General features: G+C 35.1%; 16 protein-coding genes. All 16 read right to left on the reverse strand.

The window, feature by feature from the left end; genetic code table 11:
* Positions 1–549: 549 nt before the first annotated feature.
* Positions 550–1545, reverse strand: coding sequence for a LacI family DNA-binding transcriptional regulator (locus HT732_RS08010; RefSeq protein ID WP_000410752.1), 996 nt, complete (start codon positions 1543–1545; stop codon positions 550–552).
* A 124-nt stretch (positions 1546–1669) separates the two neighbouring features.
* Positions 1670–2017: a hypothetical protein gene (locus tag HT732_RS08015; protein WP_226946452.1), complete on the reverse strand. Its 348-nt coding sequence runs from the start codon at positions 2015–2017 to the stop codon at positions 1670–1672.
* Positions 2018–2231: 214 nt separating this feature from the next.
* On the reverse strand, positions 2232–2942 hold the full coding sequence (locus tag HT732_RS08020; RefSeq protein WP_001149044.1) for an MgtC/SapB family protein: 711 nt from the start codon (positions 2940–2942) through the stop codon (positions 2232–2234).
* Positions 2943–2944: 2 nt separating this feature from the next.
* Positions 2945–4636 carry an iron ABC transporter permease gene (locus HT732_RS08025; protein ID WP_138707339.1) on the reverse strand — a complete coding sequence of 564 codons (1692 nt, stop codon included), beginning with the start codon at positions 4634–4636 and terminating at the stop codon, positions 2945–2947.
* An 11-nt stretch (positions 4637–4647) separates the two neighbouring features.
* A complete protein-coding gene (locus HT732_RS08030; protein WP_033679773.1) occupies positions 4648–5658 on the reverse strand; it encodes an ABC transporter ATP-binding protein in 1011 nt (336 codons plus the stop codon).
* Positions 5659–5760: 102 nt separating this feature from the next.
* Positions 5761–6828 (reverse strand): extracellular solute-binding protein, encoded by a 1068-nt coding sequence (locus HT732_RS08035; protein WP_000738376.1) that lies wholly within the window; start codon positions 6826–6828, stop codon positions 5761–5763.
* A gap of 24 nt (positions 6829–6852) precedes the next feature.
* Positions 6853–7512 (reverse strand): DUF1868 domain-containing protein, encoded by a 660-nt coding sequence (locus HT732_RS08040; RefSeq protein WP_000793811.1) that lies wholly within the window; start codon positions 7510–7512, stop codon positions 6853–6855.
* A gap of 184 nt (positions 7513–7696) precedes the next feature.
* A complete protein-coding gene (galE, locus tag HT732_RS08045; RefSeq protein WP_061743800.1) occupies positions 7697–8707 on the reverse strand; it encodes a UDP-glucose 4-epimerase GalE in 1011 nt (336 codons plus the stop codon).
* A 12-nt stretch (positions 8708–8719) separates the two neighbouring features.
* Positions 8720–10195, reverse strand: coding sequence for a UDP-glucose--hexose-1-phosphate uridylyltransferase (galT, locus tag HT732_RS08050; RefSeq protein ID WP_000848808.1), 1476 nt, complete (start codon positions 10193–10195; stop codon positions 8720–8722).
* 12 nt (positions 10196–10207) lie between these two features.
* The gene (locus tag HT732_RS08055; RefSeq protein WP_000945328.1) at positions 10208–10849 is read right to left on the reverse strand and encodes a phosphate uptake regulator PhoU; all 642 of its coding nucleotides are present in this window, start codon (positions 10847–10849) and stop codon (positions 10208–10210) included.
* A gap of 57 nt (positions 10850–10906) precedes the next feature.
* The gene (locus HT732_RS08060; RefSeq protein ID WP_000239018.1) at positions 10907–11653 is read right to left on the reverse strand and encodes a protein phosphatase 2C domain-containing protein; all 747 of its coding nucleotides are present in this window, start codon (positions 11651–11653) and stop codon (positions 10907–10909) included.
* Positions 11637–13745, reverse strand: a complete 2109-nt coding sequence (locus tag HT732_RS08065; RefSeq protein WP_000834743.1) for a glycosyl hydrolase family 28-related protein — start codon at positions 13743–13745, stop codon at positions 11637–11639. Before HT732_RS08065 ends, HT732_RS08060 begins: the two co-directional genes overlap by 17 nt.
* Positions 13746–14666: 921 nt before the next feature.
* Entirely contained in the window at positions 14667–15893 is a 1227-nt protein-coding gene (locus HT732_RS08070; RefSeq protein WP_173254556.1) for a DegT/DnrJ/EryC1/StrS aminotransferase family protein, read from the reverse strand.
* Between the two features lie 42 nt (positions 15894–15935).
* Complete coding sequence (locus HT732_RS08075; RefSeq protein WP_173254557.1) at positions 15936–16628, reverse strand: sugar transferase; 693 nt, start codon at positions 16626–16628, stop codon at positions 15936–15938.
* Positions 16629–16846: 218 nt separating this feature from the next.
* Positions 16847–18589: an ABC transporter ATP-binding protein gene (locus HT732_RS08080; protein WP_173254558.1), complete on the reverse strand. Its 1743-nt coding sequence runs from the start codon at positions 18587–18589 to the stop codon at positions 16847–16849.
* Positions 18579–20324, reverse strand: coding sequence for an ABC transporter transmembrane domain-containing protein (locus tag HT732_RS08085; protein ID WP_173254559.1), 1746 nt, complete (start codon positions 20322–20324; stop codon positions 18579–18581). The genes HT732_RS08080 and HT732_RS08085 overlap by 11 nt, the downstream gene beginning before the upstream one ends.
* Positions 20325–20328: the final 4 nt, after the last annotated feature.

Consider the following 20328-nt stretch of genomic DNA (forward strand, 5'->3'; position numbering starts at 1 on the left):
TTTCGGTATACCTTTAATAGCTTTTTTCCTTGATAGTTGGAATATTTCCACTTTCTATCGCTATCATGTTACGAAAAAAGCCCACACACAGAAAATTACTCTGCGTGAGGGCGTTGGTAACGCGGTGCCACCTCAATTATAAAGGGACTATTCCCCTTTACATCTCTGCCTTGTCTAACAACAAGTTGCACTGTAAGGTGTGCGCACCGAATTTTCATTGTTTCAAATTCATTTTTAAAATCAGCCCACTTTCACTACTTCCAACCACCTGTTCGCAATCACCACAGGCTCCCTGAAGATCAAAAATAGTTACTTTTCTGATTTGTTGAACTTATTTTAATACTTTGTTTTTTCTTTGTCAAGACTTTTTTACAATTTTTTTGAAAGATGTGTGATTCGAATGTGATAATGTCTTTAGTAAATCGAACGTGAAAATGTCCCACTTGTTAGAAATTGGATCCAACTCAATAGAAACTGAATGGAGGCTAAACAGAACTTACTTTAGAACACTCCATCTTTTCCATTAGGATTTTCAAGAATTAAACAATACTAGAAACTCTGTCTCCTAACAAGTTTAGTAGAAACTTCAACAGATGTGACACTTTCCCCCTTTATAATTGCTAATACCCCTTCAATCATTTCTTGAGCTAATTTAACATAATTAGGAGAAATTGTAGATAAAGCAGGAGTGTAATACTGTGAAATTGGAATATTATCAAATCCAACAACGGATATATTATCCGGAATCGCTATTCCTTTTTCGTAACACGCACGAATTAGTCCCTGAACTTTTTCATCGCCTGAAACAAATATAATATCTGGATAATTTCCAAAAGACAAATCATTCACAGCAAAGGAATAAACTGACTCTATTGTAGTTAAACCATAAACTACCTTCAAATCCATAGAATAATTATTATCCTTTAAAAAAGTTCTCACTCCTCTCTCTCGATCCTTATTTACATAAGACTCACCTCCCATAAGTAACCACATATCTTTAAAATTCTTTTCCAAAACTACTTTCATCATATCATAAGTAGCTTGAAAGTTATTGTTAGATACGTAAACTACTCCAGGTGTTTGAGACTCTCCAAAGACAATGAAAGGCATATTATTTTTCTTTAAATATTGGATTCGAATATCATTCTCCCCCTCATAAAAGACAATCACTCCATCTACAAGGCTACCAATACTTGAAATAATTGAATTACTAATCGAATCTTCCTCTCCAAAATATTCAACAATAGCATTTACTCCAAATTGTCTACAAGTTTGTAAAACTTTATCTAAAAGTGTTTGAAACCAGATTAAAGGAAAAGAATCAATCTTCTTCACAGATATTAAAATATTCGTGGTTTCTTTCTTCGTTAAATTCTGAGCATAGGCATTTGGAATATAGGATAACTCATCGATGACTTTTTTTATGGCATTATAAGTCTCAGGTTTTACTCTATTCCCTCCATTTATTACACGTGAAACTGTCTTTGGAGAAAAACCAGACAAACGTGCAATATCATATATCGTTACCTTTTTCCCTTTTTCCATTAAAATACTCCTGTCATAAACCTTCACTATAACTATACAATATTTAAATTATTTTAACAAGAAAATTACATTCTAATCTTTTAATCTAGTTTACATCTGGAGGAAATACTTCACTAAATCTACATTAACTTTCAGTACTAGTAACATAAATTTTACAATTCAATTCACTGTTTTGTACTATTTTGTAAACTGCATTACAAATCACCGGATAAGAAAATACACTACCTGAAAATTCCAAGGAATCATTTTCAGTAAATCCTTCTGTATTTAGAAATGTATTCATTATCTGTTCAATATAACACTCTAATATGGGAACAGCTTTCTCCTTAACAATAACATTTCTAAGCATTTCTTCAAATGGTAAATGACAAGCGAACACCATCTCACAAACATCATAAAATGAATGGAAGTGGTATACCTGTATGAGATTATAGTCATCAAAATAAGTTATTTTTCCTGCATCAAAATCCACTTTATATACTCTCAAATTAGTTAGATCCTTTTCTTCAAAAATTATTATGGACACCTCTAAAAACTACCGATTTTCTATTTTTATTGCTCAGAAAACGTTGATACATCAATGTTTAAAAGTATTGAAATTGAGTTTTTAGATGTGCCCTTATATTTCTTATTATTTAAAGAAAACAAAAGGACTAGAATAATCCGTCCCTTTGTTTATCCCTAGATTAGCTGATTTCCTCAACATAAATCACACCAACAATATTAGCAATTTCTTCCATTAGTTTAAGGTGCTCAAATCTACCTGATAATTCCAGAGTAATAAATGACGCGATTTTTTTGTCTGGAACATCAAAATATTCAATTCTTTCTGAATTAACATCTCCAAATGCAGTTCTAGAATCAGTCATTCTAATGCCATTCTCAGCACAGTATACTAGTACCCGATTATATGCCTCTGTAGATCTAACAACGATATACAATTCGATTATCTTTGAACGACTTTGAAGATATTTTTTTAAAGGTTGGAACATAGTTATAACACTCCAAACAGACATTGCTCCTAGTATGGCTCCTTCATAAAAACCAACACCAATAGCTAGACCGATTCCAGCTGAAGCCCATATTCCGGCTGCAGTTGTTAAACCAGTTATTTTCTTTTTATCTGTAATAAGTATTGTTCCAGCCCCAAGAAAACCAACACCTGATATAACCTGCGCACCTAAGCGTGTAGGATCTCCTGTACCAAATTTATAAGATACATACTCATTAGTCATCATAATTAAACATGCAGCCAGACAAACAATACTATGTGTACGAATACCTGCTGGTTGAGATTTACTTCCTCTCTCTAAACCAATTACACCACCAATAACTAATGAAAGTACAATTCTTAATACAATTTCGATATATGATAGTCCTAAGCTTGTTGCTTGCATTATTATTTCCTTTTTCTACTAACTGGTCTCTGAGTAAAGTATAAAACAGAACCAGAAATTATCATTAATACAATAGTATAAACGAATACAAGTGCTTGAGCATTTGAAGTTGCTGTTTCATCACCTGCTGAACGAATAGTTATACCCAGTGGTTGAGCTAATGGATGGTAAAGAAATACAGATAAGTCGAAGTCAGTTAATAAAGAGTTAAAGTTTAAAGCAATAACAGAGAGAACAACCGGTAAAATAAATGGAATGATAACCTTCATCATAGTATAAAAAGGTGAAGCACCCATACTTCTTGCTGCATCTTCCATCTCATCATCAACACTAAATAAAATAGCACGTACCATTCTATAAGAAAATGGGATTTTTACAACTATATATGCAATAAGTAGAATTACCAAACTACCTACCAAAATCTGATTCAAGACAAGAAATTGTGGCTGATTAAAAGTAAATAATAAACTTACTGCTAAAAGTGTACTTGGTAGTAACCAAGGAAGTAGAGCACCATATTCAAATAAGAAATCAAAACGAGATTTATGTTTTCTGACAACACGAGCAAATACAACTGCGAGAATTGTTGCTGTTGTCGCAGCAATAATAGAATAAATAAAGCTGACCAAGAATGGAGAGAATGCCGCACTATTACTAAAGAATAAGCGATAATTTTCTAAAGTAAAGTTTGATAATGTTAAGTTACCTGTTTGAATTGCAACTGGATCTGTAAATGAGTATAATACTATAAAAATTAGTGGAAGCATGAAAACTGTGAACAATCCATATGCTACAATGTGAGCAATGATATTCCAAGGCTTAGACGCAATTTTTTGTTTTTTAAGAGGCGCTTTAGTCTTAGAGATAGAAATATAATTTCCACCTTTTTCTATCTTGTTCATGATAGTAAGCAAAATTGTAGTTGCAATACCTAAAATAATTGCAAGTAGAGCAGCTAAATCACGAGAATTCCCCATCCCTGCAAATGTAATAATCATTGGATTTATAGTTTGAAATTCTTTACCACCAACAATCATGGGTGCTGCTACTGCAGATAAACCACTAAGAAAAACCATGATAGTAAGTGCAAATAGAGTTGGAATTAAGGTTGGTAACACTACTTTTCGGAAAACAGTAAATGGTTTTGCTCCCATATTTCGAGCAGCCTCAATAGTGTGATAGTCAACGCTTCGAATTGTATTTGTTAAAAACAATGTATGATTAGCAGTTCCTGAAAATGTCATAATGAATAAGACTGCACCATACCCAATAAACCAGTTAGGGTCTAAAGAAGGGATAATATTTTGTAAAAATTTTGTAATCAATCCATAAGGACCATAGACAAATTTATATCCAGTCGCTAAAACCACTCCTCCATAAATTAAAGAGGTCATATAACCTAATTTTAAAATTTTAGCACCTTTAATATCAAAGTATTCTGTAAATAGAACACAAAGAATACCTACGATATTAACTGTAATAATGAGTGAAAATGCCAACTTAAAACTGTTCATAATACTCTGAAGTGCCCTTTGAGATTTTAGAACACGATGTACAGCATCAAGGGAAAATTCTCCTCCTTTTACAAATACATTCACTACTAGATCAAAGTTTGGATAAATAATAAATGTTACTAAGAACCAGATTAACCCTAAACGAATAAGCCAATCTTTTAAATTTAATTTATGACGCATACTGCACCTCCTTAAAATTGCAGAACGTCTGATGGTGTGATAAATAATTCCACACTTTCTCCGACAGATCTAATAGCAGCCTGACTATCAATACTTGTTACATTAAGAATCTGACTTTCAGAAACTTTTATTGTATAGTGAATTGTAACTCCAGAAAACTCAACATCAATAATTGTCCCTTTTAGAATGAAATCTTGTTCAGTTTCACGATTGAATCGAACTTTCTCTAATCGAATGTATCCTTTTTTATCTTCTAAGAAAACGCTTGCATTTTTCAGTAATACTTCGTGGACTGTTTCATCGGTCAAAACATTAATATCTCCAATAAAATCACATACAAATTCAGTTTGAGAATTATGATAAATTTCTACTGGTGTACCGACCTGTTCGATGTATCCATTGTTAAAGACTGCAATTCTATCAGATAAAGTCAAGGCTTCCTCTTGATCATGAGTAACATATAAAGTAGTAATACCTAACTCTTTTTGAAGTCTTTTCAACTCTTTTCTCAAATCTACACGTAATTTTGCGTCAAGGTTTGACAATGGTTCATCTAGACAAAGAATTTTAGGTTCAAGAACCAGAGCACGAGCCAATGCTACCCTTTGTTGTTGACCCCCAGATAATTCTGATACATTACGCTGTAACTGTTGATCAGAGATCTTAATTTTTGCTGCTACTGCTGATACTTTTGCTTTAATAACATCTGGAGCTACCTTCTTAACTTTTAAACCAAATGCAATATTATCAAAAACAGTCATAGTTGGAAATAGCGCATAAGATTGAAATACAATACCAATTCCACGCTTTTCAGGTTCCAAATGAGTGACATCTGTTCCATTAACTTCAATACTTCCTGATGATGGATCTAGAAAACCTACCAATGCTCTCAAAGTAGTTGATTTACCACATCCTGAAGGTCCAAGAAATGTAAAAAATTCCCCTTCATGTATATCTAAATTTAGATTATCAATTGCAACAAAATCACCATATTTAATTTGAATATTATCAAATTTAATCATCTCACTAACTCCCTCTATTACTAAACCAAAAGCCTCTCTTTATTTCTTCCTTAAATTTAGAAATAATAGAGAGACTTGGACATAAAAATTAACTCTTATTTCTTATTGTACGTATTCTAATTCAGCTTTTTCTACCCATTCATCCAAATGCTTTCCAACAGCTTCCCAGTCAATATTTTGTGGTTTCACTTGATCAACAAATTTTTTCGTATCTTCAGGTAACTCTGTTAGGGCATCTTTATTTGCAGGAATAGATCCAAAGTTCTTACTATATTCTACTTGAATTTCTGATTGACCAAACCAATCAATAAATTCTTTAGCTAACGCTTGTTTTTTACTAGTGCTTAAAACCATAGTTTGTTCAGTTACAAATGGTACACCAATCTCAGGAGTCATAACTTTGAAAACAACATTTTGTTCTTTTTGTCCAACTAATGCACCAGAACCCCACATCATTCCATATTGTATTGGATCTTCTTTGTCTAACATCTTAACAATTGAACTTTCTCCCTTTTGAAGAGTGTATGCATTTTTCAAATATTCTTTTGCTGCTTCCCAACCTTTTTCGGAAACACCTAATTCACCTTTATCATCAAGGTATCGAACTAAGATACTTGCTAGAATTGCCCGTCCTGTACCACCTTGAAGACCAGAAATTGAATATTTACCTTTATACTTACTACCTAATTCAGTCCAATCTTTAGGCATTTCTTTTACATCAGGCGCCCCAATTAAAACTAATGGTTGAACAATCACAGGATTATAATAATTATCTTTATCTGATAAAGATTGATCAATTTTATCTAACCATTTAGGCTTGTACTGGACTAGTAATTTTTGATCTCTAATTTTATTTGAATCAACAGCACCAATTCCAAATACCATATCTGCAACTGCATTATTCTTCTCGGCAATAACACGGTCTGCTAATTGAGCGCCAGGAATATCAACCATTTTTATATTAAAACCAGCTTCTTTTGCTTTAGCAGTTAACCAATCACCACGACCATTTGAAACTGAGTTCGAATAGATTACTAATTCTTGACTTTTATCAGCTTTTTCTTCAGATGAAGAAGCAGTCGTAGAATTTGAACCTCCAGAGCAAGCAGCAAGTGTAGTAAGAGCAACTCCCGTTGCAAGTACAGTAGACCAAACTTTCATTTTTTTCATGATAAGTTCTCCTTTTTTATTATTTTATTTAAATTTTTCGTGATATGGAACAAATTGTCTCATATCTTCAAATACAGTATAGTCAATACGGTTTACAGTAATAGTTGGAATCTTCTCTAATAAGATTTCAGTTAATTCTGCTCTGACTTTAGTAAACTCTTCTTCCTCCTCTTCGGTTAGAGGAATCCGAAGATATCCAATTGAAATATGGAATTGATATCTATCATGATTAGGGAAACGAACACCTGCTTTTTCTGAAACATAAGTACGAATTTCTTCTAATCTCTTTGCAGAAGCTTCATCTGCAGGTTCAACTAGTATGTTTTGTTTTCCCATTTCAGTCACACGCATATGAATTTCTTCATCCAACAATGGAAAAATTTCAAGTTGTTTAGCAAAGTAATCATGTATTTCCTGTAAAGGTGTATCAAGAGGAAGATTACTGCTCCAAAACTCCGTTTCACGATTTTCATGGCACAACAATTCAATTACAGTCATGTGAATAGAATTCCTTGGAGTTAAAGTAAACTTATCGATAAATGGTAATTCTCTATAACGTGATTGAATAATATCAACAACTTCCATCAAATCTTGTTTAGTATAAAGATTTGCTACAACAGTATTTCCTGGAAAATGATTAAATTCTCCATTTTCTTTGAACTTAATTTTTGTTAGGTTTTTCATATAAAGACCCTCTTTTTTATATTTGACACCGGTGTCATCTATGCTTATATTATATAACGAAACCGTTTCCTTTGTCAAGCGCTTTCAAAAAATTTTTTAAAAAAATTTATCTTTCATTAAATATGAATTTCATTAAAAGGTTAAGTAATTTTTCCAAAATACAGCACTCATATAGACAGTATCATCAATTATAGCCATTGGGATTTTTTGATTGCCAATTCCATGTATCTCTACACATGTCTTCAATCGATTTTGTTGTCCTCCAATTTAATTCCTTATATGCTTTGTCTGCATTTGCATAACAAGTTGCAACGTCTCCTGAACGTCTTGGAACTATTTTATAAGGAATAGGGACCTTATTAACACTTTCAAATGTATTTACAAGTTGTAATACACTAGTGCCTTCTCCCGAGCCTAGGTTATAGATATAAACATCTGTTTTTTCAGATACTTTTTCTAAAGCTTTTATATGTCCTATTGCTAAATCTACTACATGGATATAATCACGCACACCAGTACCATCAAGCGTATCATAATCATTTCCGAACACACTTAGCTCTGACAGCTTACCTACCGCTACTTGTGCAATATAAGGCATCAAGTTGTTAGGAATTCCTGAGGGATCTTCCCCAATCAAACCAGACTCATGAGCACCAATTGGATTGAAATAACGAAGCAACGCAATACTCCATTCTGAATCTGCCACATGAACATCTTTTAAAATTTGTTCAAGCATCACTTTCGTATACCCATAAGGATTTGTCGCACTTGTTTCCATCGTCTCAATTAGGGGTGACTGATTGTTAATTCCATATACAGTCGCACTTGAAGAAAAGACAATCTTTTTAACATTAAATTCTGACATCACTTCAACAAGTGCTAATGTACTCATAATATTATTTTTGTAGTACATCACAGGCTTTTGCACGGATTCTCCGACAGCTTTATAACCTGCAAAATGAATTGCAGCATCAATCGATTCTTTTTCAAATACCTTTCTCAATGCTTGTTTATCACAAACATCTAATTCGTAAAACACGGGACGTATTCCTGTAATTGCTTCAATACGGTCTAGCACCAAGATGCTAGAGTTCGAAAGGTTGTCGACAATTATGACTTCCTTTCCTAAATTTAGTAATTCTACTACGGTATGGCTACCAATATAACCAGCTCCGCCTGTTACCAATATTGCCATTTGGGTTTCCTCCTAATTAATTCCAACCGACTTAACAAATCTCATAAACGCTTCATGCCCAGACGGTGTATTCTTATAAACTCCTGCATCTTCCAGAACTCTCGCAAACACTTGTCCTACTTCGTGTTGAACTACGCTATTAACCTCTTCTTTATTAATGCGAGGATATTTTTCTTTCAATTGGTCGGCCCATTCTAAATGATAATCCGCAATTGCGTTATCCTCTCCTAAAAGATATTTTCCAACTTCTTCTAACTCTGGTTTCAAACGAGGTGGTAATATCGCAAGTCCCATCACTTCGATTAACCCGATATTTTCCTTTTTAATATGTTGTACATCTTGATGAGGATGGAAAACACCATCTGGGTATTGTTCAGTAGTATGATTATCTCTTAGAACAATATCTAATTCATATCTCCCGTCCACTTTACGAGCAATAGGAGTCACCGTATGGTGTGGGACATCTTCAGTCATAGCAATGATGTCTACTTCTAAATCTGAATATTCCCTCCACTTATTTAGAATTTTATTAGCTAAATCTAACAATCGATTTTTATTTTCACTTTGTAACCTAATTACTGACATTGGCCATTTTACAATACCAGCATTAACATCCTCAAAGTCTTTAAAACGAAATTCACTCTCAAATTTTGCTTTTTCCATTGGGAAAATATGTTTCCCTCCCTGGTAGTGGTTATGACTAAGAATGGAGCCTCCTGAGATAGGAAGATCAGAATTTGAACCAGCAAAATATCCTGGCAAAATATCAACAATCTCCAATAATTGTTCAAATGTTTTAGAGGTAATAGCCATTGGTACATGTTGACTATTTAAAAATATCGCATGCTCATTAAAATATGAGTAGGGAGAATACTGGAATCCCCATACTTCGTCACCAAGTTTCAACCGAATAATTCTATGATTCGAACGTGCTGGATAATTTATTCGCCCCTGATATCCTTCATTTTCCATACATAGTAAACATTTGGGATAATTAGTTGCTTTTACTAATTTTTCAGCAGCAATTGTTTTTGGATCTTTTTCGGGTTTTGACAAATTTATCGTAATCTCTAGCTCTCCGTATTTAGTTGATGATCGAAACTCAATATTCTTAGCAATAGCAGAAGTTTTAATATAATCACTATCTTTACTTAACTTATAAAACTCTTCAACTGCTTCTTGAGGTGATATATCATATGAACTCCAAAAAATATCATTTAATCGACTAGGTAAAGGAACTATGAAATTCATTAACTCTGCTCCTAAACATTCCTTTTCCTCGATTAAATCTTTAATTTTACCGTTTTTTAAGGCGATTTCCACTAAGTAATCTTTTATTTGTTTCAGGTCATTTTCATCGGAAATGCGATCAGTTCCCTCCTCACCTATTAACGCTAGTACTCTATTTTTCACATATATTTTGTCAATTTCATTATACATTCCGTATTCAATTACTCTATCAACAAAATTATCAATAATTGTTTTCATATATTTTTCTTTCTAATTTATGTTCCCATATTTTCTATACATTATCCATTTATAAATTGATTGCGTAGTATGAGCAATTTTATCAAGGTGATGAATAATATCTAAAGCACCAATTACTTCAGAAACATTCCCATCATCTTCAAATATGTAATTCATTATTTTATTTTCAATATTTGTACTAAGCTCTTCTATCTCATTCTGTTTTTGTATAACAACCATATCTAAACATCCAGATTGTTCCTCTCTATAACAAGATATAGCCCTATTCATATGCAGTCCGATAACTTCATGAAGTATTTTTATTTCTGAAATAATTTTCTTCAAAATTTCATTATTTTGAATAATCTGTAGATTTTTTAAAATTTCAACAATTCTATCCCCAATACGTTCAATGTCAGTTGATATTTTTATTACACTAATAATTCTTCTTAAGTCATATGAAACGGGATGTTGTAAACAAATTAACTCATATCCTTTTTTATCAACATTTAGAACTGACTCATTTATGATTAAATCTTCTTTAATCAATTCTATTCGTTCTTCATTTGATAAATATTCAAATAACTTCTCATATTTATCAAGCACAGATACCCAAATGGTCTCTAAATTATTTGATAATTCTATAATTTCATTTTCTAAATATAACCTTAACATTTAGGTACCTCTTCTTAACAAAGTTCAATAGTAACAATTAATATTTTAAACAATATATCAAACATCAATAACTACAATACTTGCATCATCTTTCTTTCCATAGATTGGATCAATAGCAGAAGAATTAAATCTCATCTTAATTAACTCTTCAAAAGTTTTATTTTGATTATTTTGATAGAATTCATAAAAGCCATCGCTCATTAAAACAATTTGTTCACTAGTAACATCTATTTGATTAATAATAGCATGGTCTAAAAATCTCTCATCCAACGAACCTATCCAGTACCCACTCGGTTGATTAGATAATTTTCTGATTTTTTGTAAAATAATTTTTTTATTTAAAACACTATTTGTACCAATTGAGTCTTTTATCTCATTTTTCCCTTTTTCAAATAAGTTATCTACTCTATGATCAGTTATTTCCATTTCGTTTACTAACATGACGCAGTCACCTAGCATCATATACTCCAACTTTTTTTCTGAAAGTTTAGCAAATATAAAAGCAAATGTTGGTAAGCGATAATACTCTGTTAATTCATATGAGTTTAAACCGATTTCATCTTTAACCTCTAGTAAAGCAGTTTCAAATATTTGTTTAAGAGTTTTTGATTCTTTACAATTAACCGACAAACTTTCTGATAAAATATGTACAACTTCTGAGACTGAATAACCTATCTCCTCTTTAGAATTATATAAATCTGTAGCTCCATCAATAATCCAAAAATACTGATTTTGTGAACCTACAGCATCCTCATTTTCTACGGAACTTCCTTGTATCGAACAAATTTTATTTATCTTTACCATAATACTTCAACCCTTTTAGTGTCAAAAGTAAACCAATTCCTGTCACTGTTAAGAATAGTTCCATAATCTTGTTCGAACCAGTCTTTGGTAATTTTTGTTTTACCTCTACTATTTCTTTAGATTTATTAATATGATTTTCAGTTTCTCTGCCATCTCCAACTTTTTTATGGTTCACTTCTTCTATCTTATTATCTTGTTTATTGTCGATCTTGTCATTAATTTGTCTATTATCTTTACTTGAGTTAAACTCTCCTTTCTTCTGGTTACTATCAATTACATTATTTGAATTAGATTGTTTTTCATGCACATATGAACTTGTTTTAAATTTTTCCTCTTTGTTTTTTTCTTTTTCGTTTTTATCACTTAAGTTATTTGTTACAATTTTGTAAAGCCCATTCTCCGTTACAATATTGAAATTACCATCGCTATCACGTATAACTGGTTCTTTCCCATTTGCATTAGATTTGATGAATGATATATACTTACCGGATAAATTATAAAATTGGTTATTTAAAACGGTTATTTTACCCTTTGAATCCTCAATAACAATTCCTTCTTTACCGCCGAATATACTATTCTCTGAGACTACTAAATTATCACTAACTCGTAATAATTCAATATTTGGTTGTTCTGTTTCCTTAGAATTATTATTAATTACATTTTTTGTTACAGTAATATCTGATACTTTTCCTAAATATTCTGCACTATCTTTTGCTACTCTAATAGCCTTTGTTTTAGGATCAGAAATATAAAATGTATTTTCAGTAATAACGACTTTCTTATTTAAATCAAGTTCATCTTTTACATTTTTATAACTAAAAGCATTTATTAAGGCTGCACCATTTTCTCTATAATGTACACTTTCTCCTTTTACTTTCTTATCAAATCTATTTCCTTTAATTAAAATATCAGTGAATCCTGTAAAACGTACACCAGAATACATCATGTTATCAAAATGATTATTTAAAATTTTAATATTAGAGGGGTTCTGTGTCGACAATGTTTGATAGTGTGTACCAATTGCTGTTACTAATTCTCCAGATTTATCACTTTTACCAAAATATGAATTTTGAATAGTAACATTTTCAGATTTTTTCCCATCATCATTCAAAGCATAAGGAAAACCTTTTCTAGTCAATGGTTCAATCTGAATACTCTCCTTACTTATAATTTGCCCATCTTTCATAGTTTTAGGTAAAGCTTGACCAAGAAAACGAGAATTATCGACTAATACATTTTTCGAACCTGCAATTTGAATAGCATGCCCTTGATAACTATCCTTGAATGTTACGTTTTTTATAGTTACGTTATTTGAATTCCCAATAGCAAATGCACCTGAAGAATTTATAAGTGGTAGATTTTTTGCTTTAGTTCCTTCTTCATTCAAAGCACCGTTCATATCAATAGTACCACCAGAATAACTAATATCTTCTGTTGGGCCCCATTCTACTTGCGCACCATCATCCGTAAATAAACCTGTCATAAAAACAATAGAAGGGTGATTCTTAATATTTATACCATTTAGAATTGTAGCTTTCTCATTCAATTCTAAGTGTGTATGACTTTTTAAAAAAACAATTTCTTTTACTAAATAAGTTCCTTCAGGAAAATATACATTTCCTCCGCCTAGTCCTTTAGCTGCAGCATCTATTGTATCTTGAATTGCTTGACGATCATCATTAACCCCGTCACCTATTGCTCCATAATCTTTAACATTCAAAGCTACGTGTTCGTTCAGATTAGTACTTAAAATAGTATTCACTTCCATCCCAGAGATGTTACCAATCATAGTATCATTTGTTATATCAGGTTTATTTTGATTAATACTCACTCCTCCATTATTATCAGTACTTAAACTTGAATTGTTATCAAGACTGAGAGTATCAGAATGGGGTTCCGCAGATAATGATGTAGATGTGCTACTCAACAAAGAGTTCATTTGCATATTATCTTTAGACGAAGAAGTTTCACCAACTACTTCATTAGCTAAAACACTTTGTGTTCCAATAAATAAAACCGCTAAGAGAACTGAGCAAACTCCCACCTTAGACTTACGAATAGAGAAAACCTCATTTTGTTGAAAAGATTTCATATTAGCCTCCAATTAAAAATATTATGTCCTAATTTAATATTCATATAAATTCCATACCAGAAAATGACACCGCTGTCATTTTCTTTATAATATATTTTTAAATCAAAATTGTCAAGGAATAACACAATAAAATATCAAAATTGTGAAAGCGTGACCATTTATATATCTAACCATACTTCTAATAATTCTTTAACCTTCCATTCAAAAGTGATTACTATCTTTCTTAGCTTGAACATAAAAATATCCTATTCACTGTATTTAAAGCATGTTGATATCTCGTAAAATACTAATTTATAAATACAAGAACAAATATCTTGTCATGCAAGCATTCACCAGGTATATTTACATGAATATCGTTCATATAGCGGATTGAAATCAAAACAATACAATATATTTCTTAAATAGATTTTCTATAAAAGCTAGATTCAAGCTCTATAAAAATAGACGCAGTTCTTCTAAAATACTGGAATAGGACATATAGATCATTGTAGACACGTGTTTTATAGATTATTTCAAAAGAATGACTAGAACATGAAAAATAGTCTCAAAACTTTGAACAATATTCTGAAAACAAAAAAGAAAGACGCGAGTTTCCACAACCTCATTCGTGGAAACTCGCGTCTTTCAAAAAATAGGGTGAATTGAAAACTAGAACAAGACACTACATTTTCTAAATGATGCCTAATAAAAATTCTAAATGCTACACCAAATTGCTCACATCTCATTTCAAACCATACAGTATATTGAAACTATAAGAGTACACCTTTGCTTCTAAAATATTGCTAGAAATTAATTTGACTATCCTGATTAATTTGTCCTGTTTTTATTTCATTTTACTATAGGACTTTCAATTGAAAACAACAGTTTTACACTCAATTAGACTTTTTAGAAACAGAATCACTATTACTTGACTGTAGTTTGTCATTTTTTTGATGAAGTTAGCACTTTTTCAGAAACTGTTTTGAAAGTCTCAATGATATAGTCCACTTCTTCATCGCTTAATTTAGTGTGAAGAGGGAGCGTAATTTCATTTTCAAAGAAGGCATAGGCCTTAGGATAATTCGCCATATCAAAGCCAAGATTCTTATAGGCTGTTAAGAGTGGAAGCGGTTTATAGTGTACGTTACTTGCAATTCCCGCTTTAGCTAATTCTTGGATGATGAGGTTGCGTTCTTCTAAGCTTGCTCCTTCTACATGGGTGATGTAGAGGTGGCGTGAAGATTCGACAGTTTCAGTCTTGTGTGACAAAGGATGGATGCGAGAACCTGCAAAACCACGATCATAGCGGTCCACAATGTCCTTACGACGGTCAAGCAAGCTAGGGTAACGGTCCAATTGTACCAAACCAAGTGATGCCATAATATCGGTCATATTGCACTTGTAGGCAGGTGTGACGATATCGTATTCCCATGAACCCAGTTGCATCTTGGCAAGAGCATCCTTAGTTTGCCCGTGAAGGGAAAGGATTTGGAATTCCTTGTACATCTCTTCGTCATCAATCGCTGGATTGGCTTTCCAAGTCGCACTTCCACCTTCTGCCGTTGTAAAGTTCTTAACGGCATGGAATGAGAAGGATGTGAAGTCAGCGATAGAACCAGCTGGTTGCCCTTTATAAGTAGATCCTAAAGCATGGGCACTATCAGAAACAATCACAATACGGTTAAAGGCTTTTTGCCACTTGCTTGACGCAGTAAAGAGATCACGTTTCTTCTCCACAACTTGGAACAAACGGTCATAATCGCAAACAATCCCCGCAAGCTCAACCGGAATAATCACCTTAGTCTTTTCAGTAATGGCTTGCTCAAGCAGGTCATAGTCCATCTCAAACGTATCTGCTTGGATATCCACCATGACAGGGGTCGCTCCTACGTGAGTGATAACACTACATGAAGCTGTATAGGTCATGGCTGGAACGATGACTTCATCTCCAGGACCCACTTCCAAAACACGCAAAATCAACTCAAGCGCGGCAGTTGCAGAGTTAAGACAGACAGTCTTAGGCGTCTGTGTATATTGAGACAAGCGACGCTCTAGTTCTTTTGTCTTAGGACCTGTTGTGATCCAACCAGAACGCAGGGTATCCGCTACTTCAGCAATTTCTGCTTCCGTAATATCGGGTGGTGAAAATGGAATATTGTAATTTGGCATTTATTTGCTCCTTTTATCTGTACTCATTTTCTTATGACTACTTTATTTTAGCACTTCAAACACGGTTTGAAACATGATTTTGATGTCTCCAAAAAAACTAAATTCTCGGAGATAGTCGAGGTTATAGCGCATCTTTTCAGGAAGGACGTGTTCAACATAGGCTTGGTCAACTGATAGACCTTTCTCCGTCATTTGACTGATGATGGTGTCCTCATCCTTGTAGTTGATGCTTGCTGGAGAGGTAATCCCTGCTGGCAAGAGCAAGGTCGCCATCATTTCAGGGCTATACTGCTCTGTGTAACGAGGCACTTCAGGACGCGTCCCTACAAAGGACATCTCACCTTTAAGAACATTGACCAACTGAGGCAGTTCGTCCAAACGGACACGGCGGATAAAATTGCCAACCTTGGTAATGCGGCTATCGTTAGCAGAAGTCACCAGACTACCTTTTTTATCTGCATCCGTCACCATGGTACGGAACTTCCAAATCTTGAAAGGTCGATTGTACTGGGTCACGCGCTCTTGCTTGTAAATCACTGACCCCTTGCTATCCAACTTGATCCAAATACTCAAAATGAGAAAGATGGGAGAGGTCAGAACCAGTACAACCAAGGCTAAAACCCAGTCCAAACAACGCTTGAAAATCAGCGAACCCTTCCTTTTAGAGACAAGCTGGTAGTAAGACTCAACCTCGCTTGATTTCATTTCCACGGGCAAGTCTTCCCATTTCAGCATACTGTTTCTCCTTTGTTTTTATTATACTATTTGTCAACATTTTTCATTATACCACAAAATGGAAAAGGCGGTGAAAGAAATCTGTAATTTGAAGGATTTCCTTCTTACACTCAATGAAAATCAAAGAGTAAACTAGGAAGCTAGCCGCAGGTGGCTCAAAGTACAGCTTTGAAGTTGCAGATAAAGCTGACATGGTTTGAAGAGATTTTCAAAGAGTATTAGGACATGGCCCCTGCTTGCAAGCTATACATCTTGTAATAGGTTCCTCCCAAGGCCAAGAGTTCCTCATGAGTTCCACTCTCGATAATGCGCCCCTTATCCAAAACATAGATACAGTTGGCGTCTTGGATGGTAGAAAGACGATGGGCGATAGCAATGGTTGTTCGACCCCGTCTCATCTTCGCCAGAGAAGCTTGAACCATACTTTCTGTTTCAGAGTCAATATTAGCTGTCGCTTCATCCAAAATCAGAATTTTAGGCTGACTGGCGACTGTTCTAGCAAAGGCAAGAAGCTGACGCTGACCTGTAGAGAAGCTCGAACCACGCTCGGAAACAGGTGCATCATATCCCTGCAGAAGTTCTTGAATAAAGGAATCTGCATCCACAAAGGCAGCTGCAGCCTGGACCTGCTCATCACTAATGTCTTGGTACATAGCGATATTGGACTTGATTGTTCCATGATAGAGGAAGGGTTCCTGCAAGACCAGACCGATGTTTTTTCTCAGCTCTTCCTGACTGTAGTCCCTAATGTCCACACCATCCAAGAGAACTCGCCCTGACTGGAATTCATAAAAGCGCATGAGGACATTGATAATAGACGATTTCCCTGAACCTGTATGGCCTACAAAAGCAATGGTTTCACCCTTGTTAACAGAGAAAGAAATATCATCCAGAATCTGATGTTTACCGTCATATGAGAAACACACATGTTCAAAACGGATATTGCCTTCTTGGATTTTGGCTTGCCCATCATTTTGAAGGGGCTCATAGGTCCTCTCATCAATCAAGGCAAAAACACGACCTGCAGAAACCATAGAAGTTTGAAGGGTTGAAAAGTTTTGCGTCACTTCAATCAAGGGGTCAAAGAGACGATTGATGTACTGTATAAAGGCATACATGGTTCCTGCCGTTATTCCCAGATAAAGTCCACGATAGCCAAAATAGGCCATCAAGACAGCATAACCTAAAAGTTTCAGCAAACTCATGGCGGGGCGTAAAAAGAGGGCATCCAAGGCTACAGAACGGTTGGCATAGACCAAGTGTTCTTGGTTGATCTCATCAAATTCCGCCTGCAGGCGCTTCTCTTGATTAAAGGCCTGGATAATCCTGATTCCTTCGATATTTTCTGCCAGCTTACTATTGATATCTGACAAGAGACTTCTGGTTTTCTCAATGATTTTCACTGATTTTTTCCGATAGAGATTGACCAAAAGGAAGATCAAGGGGAGAAAGAGCAAGACTAATGCAGTCAAACGAAAATCCAACACCAACATGGTATAAAGAGTTGTCAGAAAGATGAAAACTGCTGAGATAAAGCTAGATAAAATCCCTGAAAACATATCACTGATGGTCTCGGTATCATTTGTCAAACGAGAGACGATAGAGCCTGCTGGCGTCTTGTCAAAGTAAGACATGCCCAGCTTCTCCATATTGGAAAAGGCATCCCGACGAATATCCCTAACGATGCTGTAGGATACCCGCGCAAAGAGAAGATTACCGACATACTGAACTACAGTTTGTAGAATATAAAGGCCATAGTAGGCCAGCAAAACGGTAATGGCTAGTTGGTTAAGATTACTCAGATACTGGTCGATAAAGTGGGAAGCCACAAGGGGAATGACACTTTTAATGACCGTCGTCGCTAGGAGAAAACTGAGTGCCAAAAAGGTCAGGAGGCCGTAAGGCTTGAGATAGGACATCAAGCGCTTCAATACAGTCCATTGTTCTTGTTTATTCTGCATCTTCTTCTCCCTTCATTTCCAACTGCTGAGACTGGTAGGTTTGGGCATACCAGCCATCCATAGCTAGCAGGTCTTCGTGCCTGCCCCGTTCTATAATTTGACCATTTTGCAGGACTAAAATCAAATCTGCATGGACAACTGCACTGAGTCGATGAGCCGTGATAATGGTTGTCTTTTCCTTACGTGTTTCCTTAAGATTGTCAATAATAGCATACTCTGTCTTGGCATCCACGGCCGATAAGGAATCATCTAAAATCAAAATATCTGGGTCTAAAATCATCGCCCGACTCATGGCCAGACGTTGCTTTTGACCACCAGAAAGACTGACTCCCTTTTCACCAATCAACGTATCAAATCCTTGGGGCATATCCACAATATCTTGGTAAACTTGAGCTAGCTTAGTCGCTTCCTCGACCGCTGAAAGTGGCAAGTTCGGATTTCCAAAGCGGATATTGTCTAAGATAGAGGTCGCAAAGAGAAACTGGTCCTGAGGAACATAGCCCATAAGACTACGAAGATCTGTCAGACGATAGTCCCGAATATCGTGACCATTTAGATAAATGGCTCCCTTGTCCACATCGTATTCACGCAAGAGGAGCTTGATCAAGGACGTTTTCCCAGAGCCTGTCTGACCGACCAAGCCCAATGTTTGACCTTTTTCTAAACTGAAGTGAATATCCGTCAGTGTTTCCTCATTTTCAAAGGCAAAGCTATCAATATCATACTGCAGGCGCCCGTTTTCAATACCCTCTAAAGGAAACTCAGGGTCTTGTACAGGTGATTCCTGAAACAAAAGTTCCTCAATCCGCTGGTAGGAAACCTTTCCTCTTTGAGTGATATTAAAGAGGAAACCAATGGCCATGAGAGGCCAAACCAACATATCCAAATAGCTGATAAAGGTTACTAGATTTCCAACTGTAATCTTCCCTTCCTGAACCATCAAGGAGCCGACCAAGAGGGTTAACACATAGGATGAACCAACAAACAAGAGAACCATGGGGTCAAAGAGACTATCGTATTTCATGGTTTGCAGGTTCTTTTGGAAGGTCAATTCATTGACTGCCTGAAAGGACTTCAACTCGTCCGCCTGGTAACCGAAAGACTTGGTCACTTTAATACCTGATACAGACTCCTGTACCTTGTTATTAAGTTCGGAAAAGGCAGCTTGGGATTCGCCAAAGGCCTTGTGGGTCTTTCTCCCTAGACGACTGGTCGCATAAGCCATGAAAGGCAGGGGAAGAATGGCAACCAAGGTCATCTGCCATGAAATGCTAAAGAGCATGGTCAACAAGGTCACTAAAGCTGTGATTGAGGCATCAACCGCTGACATAACCCCTCCCCCTGCCAGACGCGTTAAGGCATTGATATCGTTGGTTGCGTGTGCCATCAGGTCCCCCGTCCTATAGGTTTGATAAAAGGCTGGAGACATTTTTGTGAAATGCTCAAACAAGCGAGAGCGCATAATCTGTCCCAGACGGTAGGAAGTCCCAAGGATATACATCCGCCAAACATAGCGCAGATAGTACATCCCAAAGGCCGCAAGAAGCAAGTAAAATAGGTCAAGAAGGAGGTCCTGCTGGGTTAATTGCCCCGATGTGATAGCATCAATGACCCGCCCCATAACCATGGGGGGAATGAGGTTGAGGACGGAAACCAAAACCAGGGCCACAATCCCGACTAGATAACGGCGTTTTTCTAACTTGAAAAACCACCAAAGTTTTTGAATAATGGACATAAAA

The sequence above is a fragment of the Streptococcus sp. 5346 genome, from assembly GCF_013277455.1.
Classification (GTDB): domain Bacteria; phylum Bacillota; class Bacilli; order Lactobacillales; family Streptococcaceae; genus Streptococcus.